This is a genomic window from Paenibacillus sp. P13VS, assembly GCF_015143645.1.
GTDB classification, from domain to species: domain Bacteria; phylum Bacillota; class Bacilli; order Paenibacillales; family Paenibacillaceae; genus Paenibacillus; species Paenibacillus xylanilyticus_A.
In genome coordinates this window covers 382,746-390,492 of the sequence record NZ_WYEV01000007.1, presented here as the reverse complement: position 1 = coordinate 390,492, position 7,747 = coordinate 382,746, and the positions used below count along the sequence as shown (strand labels likewise).

The 7,747-nt window shown below is 49.8% G+C and carries 6 protein-coding genes and 1 pseudogene; 6 read left to right on the top strand and 1 reads right to left on the bottom strand.

Features of this window, described 5'->3' with window-relative positions:
* Both GUA98_RS19965 and GUA98_RS19960 read left to right on the top strand, forming a co-directional pair.
* Positions 1-468, top strand: a pseudogene (locus tag GUA98_RS19965) (NADP-dependent phosphogluconate dehydrogenase); the annotation flags it as partial.
* A gap of 244 nt (positions 469-712) precedes the next feature.
* Positions 713-1,222, top strand: a complete 510-nt coding sequence (locus GUA98_RS19960) for a shikimate kinase (RefSeq protein WP_227779834.1) — start codon at positions 713-715, stop codon at positions 1,220-1,222.
* Positions 1,223-1,447: 225 nt separating this feature from the next.
* Here GUA98_RS19960 and GUA98_RS19955 read toward each other — a convergent pair whose 3' ends face one another.
* A complete protein-coding gene (locus tag GUA98_RS19955; RefSeq protein ID WP_095290189.1) occupies positions 1,448-1,753 on the bottom strand; it encodes a rhodanese-like domain-containing protein in 306 nt (101 codons plus the stop codon).
* Positions 1,754-1,900: 147 nt separating this feature from the next.
* Between GUA98_RS19955 and aroA the strand changes: the two genes are divergently transcribed.
* From aroA to ptsP, 4 genes are all read left to right on the top strand, one after another.
* Entirely contained in the window at positions 1,901-3,196 is a 1,296-nt protein-coding gene (gene aroA / locus GUA98_RS19950; protein WP_095359385.1) for a 3-phosphoshikimate 1-carboxyvinyltransferase, read from the top strand.
* A 219-nt stretch (positions 3,197-3,415) separates the two neighbouring features.
* Positions 3,416-3,850, top strand: coding sequence for a CoA-binding protein (locus GUA98_RS19945; protein WP_095290193.1), 435 nt, complete (start codon positions 3,416-3,418; stop codon positions 3,848-3,850).
* A gap of 233 nt (positions 3,851-4,083) precedes the next feature.
* Positions 4,084-5,964: a glucose PTS transporter subunit IIA gene (locus tag GUA98_RS19940; RefSeq protein ID WP_095290194.1), complete on the top strand. Its 1,881-nt coding sequence runs from the start codon at positions 4,084-4,086 to the stop codon at positions 5,962-5,964.
* Positions 5,961-7,721 carry a phosphoenolpyruvate--protein phosphotransferase gene (ptsP, locus tag GUA98_RS19935; RefSeq protein WP_193724189.1) on the top strand — a complete coding sequence of 587 codons (1,761 nt, stop codon included), beginning with the start codon at positions 5,961-5,963 and terminating at the stop codon, positions 7,719-7,721. Before GUA98_RS19940 ends, ptsP begins: the two co-directional genes overlap by 4 nt.
* The last annotated feature ends 26 nt before the right edge of the window (positions 7,722-7,747 follow it).

Here is a 7,747-nt window from a genome sequence, read left to right as displayed (position 1 = left end):
AAAAAAGCGTTCATCGAGAGTGTACGCAAAGCATTGTTCGCAAGTAAAATCGTATCCTATGCACAAGGCTTTGCCCAAATGCGTGCGGCTTCCGACGAGTATGGCTGGGATCTGAAATATGGTAACATCGCCATGATCTTCCGCGGCGGCTGCATTATCCGTTCACAGTTCCTGCAAAACATCAAAGAAGCATATGACAAAGATGCAGCACTCAAAAACCTGCTTCTGGATCCATACTTCCAAAATATCGTTGAATCCTACCAGGATGCTTGGCGTGAAGTGGTAGCAGCTGCTGTACAGCAAGGTATTCCGGTACCTGGTTTCTCCAGCGCGCTTTCCTACTACGACAGCTATCGTACAGAACGTTTGCCTGCAAACCTGCTGCAAGCACAGCGTGACTACTTCGGTGCTCACACCTTCAAACGTGTGGATAAAGAGGGAAGCTTCCATCACAACTGGATGGAATAATATATATTTGTTCATTCGAAGCTTCAACAGCTTTAATATGAGGTTGGGTTGATCTCCCTGTTCGTTTGGGACACCCTTTCTTGAAGAATGGCCTGGAGTTCCGGTATGCCGGATGCCTCCGGGCCATTTTTCATGATATGTCTGTTTTCCAACAGACCTATTGTGGCCTTCCCCCGTTAGCAGGGCTGTGTTATGATAGGACAAAAGCGCTCATGAAATGCTTGAGATAAAGGAGTGTACACCCTTGAGCAAGTCTAACAATATTATTCTCATAGGCATGATGGGAACCGGCAAATCAACGGTAGCTGACCTGCTCGCCCGTGAGCTGGGTTACAAGCTGATCGATGTGGACACCGCGGTGGAGAAAGAGGAAGGCTGTACGATTCCGGAATTGTTCACAAGCAAAGGTGAGTCGTATTTCCGTGATGCCGAGAGCCGCATGTTATGTTCGGTCCTGGAAAAAAAGTCGCAGGTGGTCGCAACCGGAGGCGGTGTGGTACTGCGTTCTGACAATTGTGATGTAATGTCGAAGAACGGTTGGATTGTTGCGCTGACTGCTGATCCCGCAGCAATTGTACAGCGCGTAAGCGGCGATGATAAACGTCCTCTTCTGGCAGGCAATGCAGAGGAACGCATTCATACCATTATGAAGGAACGGAAGGACGCATATAAATTTGCACATTACACAGTGGATACAACCGAGTTATCCGCAGCTGAAGTGTCTCGTCTTATTTTAGCGCATTACCGCGTCTAAGCTTGTGTTCGCTGCATTTTGATGTCTATTATGACCTCAAGTAGTGGGGAAGTTACAACGGTGAAGCAGATGATAAGGGGCAATGATTATTGGGTGGGAATATAACAAAACGGGCCAAATGGCCCGTTTAAAACTGACTGTAGCGGAGCGGAATCCAAAAGCTGCAGGGTGAACTGCCTTGTTGCAATTCCCGATAACGCTGTGTTGGTTCCTGCTCCAGATCATTTAGTCTTCCTGCTGCCATTGCAGCATGCCGCCAACCATGTTGGTGCAGCCTGCATAACCAAGCTGCTGCAAGTACTCGGCGGCACGCTCGCTGCGGTAGCCGCTGCGGCAGATCAGAATGATCTCGCCGGACTTCTCGATTTCGGACAATCTGTCCGGAATTTGTCCCAGCGGGATGTGCTTGGCTCCTTCAATCATGCCTTGCGCGACTTCCTCGTCCTCACGAACGTCTATCATCTGAAGCTTCTCTCCCGCCTGCAGGCGGCGACGCAGCTCGGATGTTTCTATTTCAGCTATTTGAGTCATTATTCAGGTCCTCTTTTCTGTATGGACTTAACGCCTATAATGATACCCAAGCTAAGTGGGGGATGTCAATTTGGCAAAAGGACTTCATTTTATTTGTAACAAATATATATAGCAGATTAATCTGATCAATGAAGGAGAATTTCATCCATGGACGTAATTGTTAAACCAACCCCTACCCTGAATGGGGAAATTGGAGCCCTTTCCTCCAAAAACTACACTACCCGCTATCTGCTCGCAGCAGCACTGGCAGAAGGTACAAGTACAATTCATTATCCGGCCCACAGCGAAGACAGTGATGCGATGCGCAGATGTATCCGTGATCTTGGAGCCGTACTAGAAGAAGATGATAGCAAAATCGTCATTCAAGGCTTCGGCAGCCATCCTCGTGATGTGCGCGAGTTAAATGTAGGCAACGCAGGTGCAGTGCTTCGCTTTCTGATGGGCGTCACCGCACTCTGTCCTGAAGTTACCTTTGTGAATACCTACCCGGACTCACTCGGTAAACGTCCGCATGACGATCTGATTGATGCTCTTGGCCAGCTCGGCGTTGAAGTGCAGCATGAACAAGGACGACTGCCGATCACGATCAAAGGGGGTAATGCCAAGGGCGGACATATCCGTGTGTCCGGATCAGTGAGTTCCCAATATCTGAGCGCATTGCTTTTTGTTACTCCACTTCTTGCGGAAGACAGCACCATTGAAGTATTGAATGACCTCAAGTCCAAAGTGGTGATCGGTCAAACACTTGAAGTGCTTGAACAGGCAGGAATCATTATTCATGCGAGCGATGATTACATGTCTTTCCGCGTACCTGGTGGTCAAGCTTATCAACCGCAGACGTATACCGTTCAAGGAGACTATCCCGGTTCGGCTGCAGTTCTGGCTGCAGCGGCAGTTACTCAATCGGATGTGAAGATTCTGCGCCTGATGGAACAGAGCAAACAGGGAGAGCGTGCGATTGTCGACGTTCTGCGCATGATGGAAGTGCCGCTGACACATGAGAATGATGTGGTACATGTACAAGGTAACGGAAAATTGAAAGCCGTAGAATTTGACGGAGATGCAGCGACGGACGCTGTTTTGGCGATGGTAGCCGCGGCTGTATTTGCGGAAGGGACCTCACGGTTTTATAATGTAGAGAACCTGCGCTACAAGGAATGTGACCGAATTACGGATTACCTGAACGAGCTGCGCAAGGCTGGGGCTAACGTGGAAGAGCGTCAGGCCGAGATTATCGTTCACGGACGTCCGGAGGGCGTTGAAGGCGGCGTAGAGATTAATGCTCACTTCGATCATCGCGTTATCATGGCATTGACCGTGGTTGGCCTTCGTTCCAAGGAGCCGCTTCGTATTCGGGATGCACACCACGTAGCCAAGTCCTATCCACAATATTTCGATCATTTGCAGGCGCTTGGCGCCTCGGTTCAATGGGTAAAAGAGTAAAATAACACGTTTAAGAGGTTTCAAAAAGTCCGCTTTTGATTACGAAGGATGCCTAGCGGCATCATCAGCATCGAATATGGAATTCAGCCGAAATGTCCGTTGCTCACGTAGTTTTCCCTACGCTCCGCTACTCCATTTCTAGCTTTATCCCATCTTCTCGGTACTGAAAACTGGTCTTTTTGAACACGCACTTTAAGCAGAAAAGGATGGTGCTTGAACATGGAATTTAACAACCCAACTCGCGAAGAAATTGGGCAACTTTTACGCAAGGCAGGCAACATCGCAGTCGTCGGCTTATCGGACAAATCAGATCGGACATCCTACATGGTAGCAGAAGCCATGCAGAGCAGAGGATATCGGATCATTCCGGTTAATCCACAAGCACAGGGAGAGATCCTTGGTGAGAAAGTATATGCAACCCTCGCGGATATTCCCGAGCCCGTGGATATTGTAAATGTGTTCCGTCGCAGCGAATATACACCGGAAGTAGCTCGTGAAGCCGCAGCCATCAAAGCAAACGTCTTGTGGCTCCAGCTAGGCATTCACAATGATGAGGCTGTACAGATTGCGGCTGAGAACGGAATGACGGCCGTAACGAATCGCTGTATCAAGGTGGAGGACTCCATCGTTCTGCGCGGTGCCGGACGCGGTTAAGCGAATATGGAATAGACCTGCTCCCGTTAACTTCACGTTAACGGGATTTTTCTGTGTTTAGAGCTGCGGATGCTCCTTCGCTTTAAACTGCTTTCTTGCCTTCAGATCGTAGCTGTGGTGGGCATTTGGTCGCAAGTCTCAAGAGTTTACGGCAAATTTCCAGCAGCTTACCGTTTTGCTTTGACAAAACGTTTCGTAAAGCTTACCATCTAGGATAGAAAGGAGAGGTCGCCATGAATTGGCTCGGATCCTTGCAGCAGCTCGGACGAGCGGTAATGCTGCCTACAATGGTCCTGCCCGCAGCCGCAATTTTGCTGAGTGTTGGCAGTTTGCCCTGGGACGCCTGGGGATTGAAAGTTGTTGGTGAAGTGTCTACCGTGGCCGGACACGGTATTTTTTATTTTTTGCCGTATTTGTTTGCTGTCGGTGTAGCATTGGGACTCTCCAACCAGGCCGGACAAGCGGGACTTGCCGCTTTGGCCGGTATCGTTATATATGATCAGGTGACTCGCCATTTTGGGGATGGAACCATACAGCCAGCTTCTTTAGTTGGAATTATTCTCGGCGCTCTCGCCGGGGTGACACATAATCGGTTCAAAAGCATCAAGCTGCCTGAGATATTGCAATTTTTTGGCGGGTCCAGGTTTGTTTTGCTAATCGTTGGGCTGTGCTCGGCGCTGTTTTCCTGTTTCATGCTGTGGCTCGCCCCCATATTGCAGCATGGACTGAATGCGATCGCCGCTTGGGAATACAGTCTCGGCGGTTTTGGTTTGTTCATTTACGGAGTGCTGTACAGAGTATTGGTGGCATTTGGACTGCATCACTTGCTTAACAATGTGTTCTGGTTTCAGCTGGGGACGTATGAAACGTCAGACGGTAACATTGTGCAGGGGGATCTGCCACGCTTTTTTGCGGGTGATCCAACGGCGGGTTACTTTATGGCAGGCTTGTTTCCGATCATGATGTTTGCCATACCTGCCATTGCCTTTGCGATTATTCAGGAGGCAAGGGAAGATCTGAAACCGAAGATCAAAAAGACATTTCTCACTTCTGCGCTGGTTTGTTTTCTGACAGGTGTATCCGAGCAGATTGAATTTGCCTTTTTGTTTGCAGCGCCTTATCTGTTTATCGTACACGCCGTCATGTCCGGACTTGCGATGTGGATTGGTTATTGGCTTGATATCAGGCACGGCTTCTCTTATTCCGCCGGCATTATCGATTACATACTCAACTTCCATCTATCAGAGAATGCTTGGAAACTCATACCGATTGGCATACTATATGGACTGGTTTATTACTTCCTGTTCCGCTGGGCCATTCGTACGTTCAAGATTCCAACGCCAGGACGGGAAGAAGGCTCCATGCTGGAGGATTGGGTAGGGAATATTCCTTACCAGGCACCATTGATCCTGGAAGCATTGGGCGGTAAGGAGAACATCGTTCAGGTAGAGGCATGTATTACACGGCTTCGTCTGACGGTGCACAATGACCGCCTCATCGATACGGGAGCTATGAAGAGTATGGGGTCTGCGGGGCTGATCAAGCTCGGTGGTGGTAACGTCCAGGTCGTGTTTGGCACGTATTCCGAATTGATTCGTGAAGAGATCGCCAAGCTCCTGGAGCGGGATTTGCCGCAAGTCCTGTTCTGTGCACCGGTTCAAGGCAAAATGCTGCCGATCGAAGAGGTGCCTGATCAGATCTTTGCAGCGAAGCTGGTTGGGGATGGAGTGGCTTTTGTACCGGAAAAGGGAGAGCTGGTGTCACCAGTCTACGGAACGATTATGCACCTGTATCCGACGATGCATGCTCTGGGTATATCCACTCGGGAAGGACTTGAGGTCCTGCTTCATATCGGTATCGATACCTCGCAGCTGAAGGGGCATTTTGAAGCCTTCGTTCAGGAAGGAGATACCGTCGAGCCCGGACAGTTGTTGATCAAGTTTGATCTGGCTGTTCTGCGTGCAGAGGCAGCGTCGCTGACTACACCGATGGTGATCACGAATCCGGATCGTGTCAAATCATGGAGTTTTGCTCCATTTAAGCAAGTCAAGAAAGGTCAGGCATCCGTCATGTCCGTGGTGCTCTATGACAGGAACGTTGGAGGGGTAGAATGAAGATACAAGGCATCAATGGAGCTGCAGGCGTAGCCATCGGCAAAGCATTTGTCCTGCCCAGTTGGGAATGGGATCTGCCGGACCAGAAGATGGACTCGGTGGATCTCGCCCAGGAGTTCGAACGGCTGTACGAGGGAATACGGACATCGAAGGATGAGATCGAATTTATCAAGAATGAGTTCAAGGAAGTCGTCGGTCCGGAGGAGTCCAGCATCTTTGATGCCCATCTGGCCATTCTGGAAGATCCGGTATTCATGAACGAGATTCGCGGCATTATTGAACGGCAGTACAAAGCGGCAGAAGTGGCAGTAAAAGAAGCCATTGACCACTTTGTCACCATGTTCGATTTGTTGGATGATGAATATATGAAGGAACGGGCGATCGACATTAAGGATGTCGGCAACCGCTTGTTGAAGCATTTGCTGGGAGCCCCGGAGATTACGCTCCCTTCGGATACTCAACCTTATATACTTGTAGCCAAAGAACTGTCTCCATCGCAGCTGGCCCATCTGAATCCCAGTCACGTACTGGGCATTGTGACCCTGATCGGTGGCAAGACGTCGCATTCGGCAATTATGGCCCGTGCGCTTGGCATCCCCCTCGTTTCCGGTTTGGAAGCGAGTGTTGGCATGCCAGTGGACACCGGGGATATGTTAGTGGTGGATGGTGATAACGGCTTGGTATTCACGGAACCGGATCGCAAGACAATTGAACGGTATACCATGATTCGCAGCAAACAGCTGAAGAAAAAGGAACAGCTCCAAGTACTCGCTACAGTGGATGCGATCACGAAGGACGGAGCAATGCTGCATCTGGCATCGAACATCAGCTCTGTGAAGGAGCTGGATTTGGCTCTCAAGCACGGGGCAAAGGGTGTAGGTTTGTTCCGCACGGAATTTTTGTACATGGACCGTGCTACCTTCCCAGGTGAGCAGGAACAGTATGAAGTGTATCGTTTGGTAGCAGAGAAGACGGCAGGACAATCTGTGGTCATACGTACACTGGATATTGGTGGTGACAAACAGCTCGATTATTTCGAACTGCCTGAAGAGGATAATCCATTTTTGGGTTATCGGGCCATTCGGATCAGCCTGGACCGCAAGGATCTGTTTAAGACACAGCTCACAGCAATTCTGCGGGCCAGTGCAGCAGGGAACGTCAAGATTATGTATCCCATGATCTCCTCGGTGGAAGAACTTAGACAGGCCAATGAGGTTCTGCGTGAAGCGATGGCCGATCTGGATGAACGTCAAATTGCGTATGATCCTCATATTAAAGTGGGAATCATGATCGAAGTGCCTGCGGCAGTCATGATTGCTGACCTGCTGGCCGAGGAAGCGGATTTCTTCAGCATCGGGACAAACGATCTGGTACAGTACGTGCTGGCTGTAGACCGTATGAATGAACAGATTGCTCACATGTACCATCCGTATCATCCGGCAGTTCTGCGAATGCTGCGTGCAACGGTCGATGCGGCTCGCACCGCTGGAATTGAGGTTAGTGTGTGTGGGGAGATGGCAGGTGACGAACGTTCCATTCCACTTTGGCTGGAGCTGGGCATTCGTAATCTTAGCATGTCACCGCAATCTCTGCTGCGGGTGAAGCACAGGGTGTTAAATACAACAGCCGTGGACGCCAAAGAAGCGGCGCGTGACTGCTTTGCCCTAAGAACCAGTACAGACATTGAGCAGCGCTTGCAGAAATATAATGATTCAACAGGAAATCCTGATGAACAAAGCGGGTCCAATGCTTCTTAAACCCATTGTGCATGTAAAATACCTTT

What these genes read in the sequence shown, in the direction of transcription:
- ptsP (WP_193724189.1), top strand. Translation starts at nt 5,961, where the DNA reads ATGAAGATACAAGGCATCAATGGAGCTGCAGGCGTAGCCATCGGCAAA.
- GUA98_RS19955 (WP_095290189.1), bottom strand. Translation starts at nt 1,753, where the DNA reads ATGACTCAAATAGCTGAAATAGAAACATCCGAGCTGCGTCGCCGCCTG.
- aroA (WP_095359385.1), top strand. Translation starts at nt 1,901, where the DNA reads ATGGACGTAATTGTTAAACCAACCCCTACCCTGAATGGGGAAATTGGA.
- GUA98_RS19945 (WP_095290193.1), top strand. Translation starts at nt 3,416, where the DNA reads ATGGAATTTAACAACCCAACTCGCGAAGAAATTGGGCAACTTTTACGC.
- GUA98_RS19940 (WP_095290194.1), top strand. Translation starts at nt 4,084, where the DNA reads ATGAATTGGCTCGGATCCTTGCAGCAGCTCGGACGAGCGGTAATGCTG.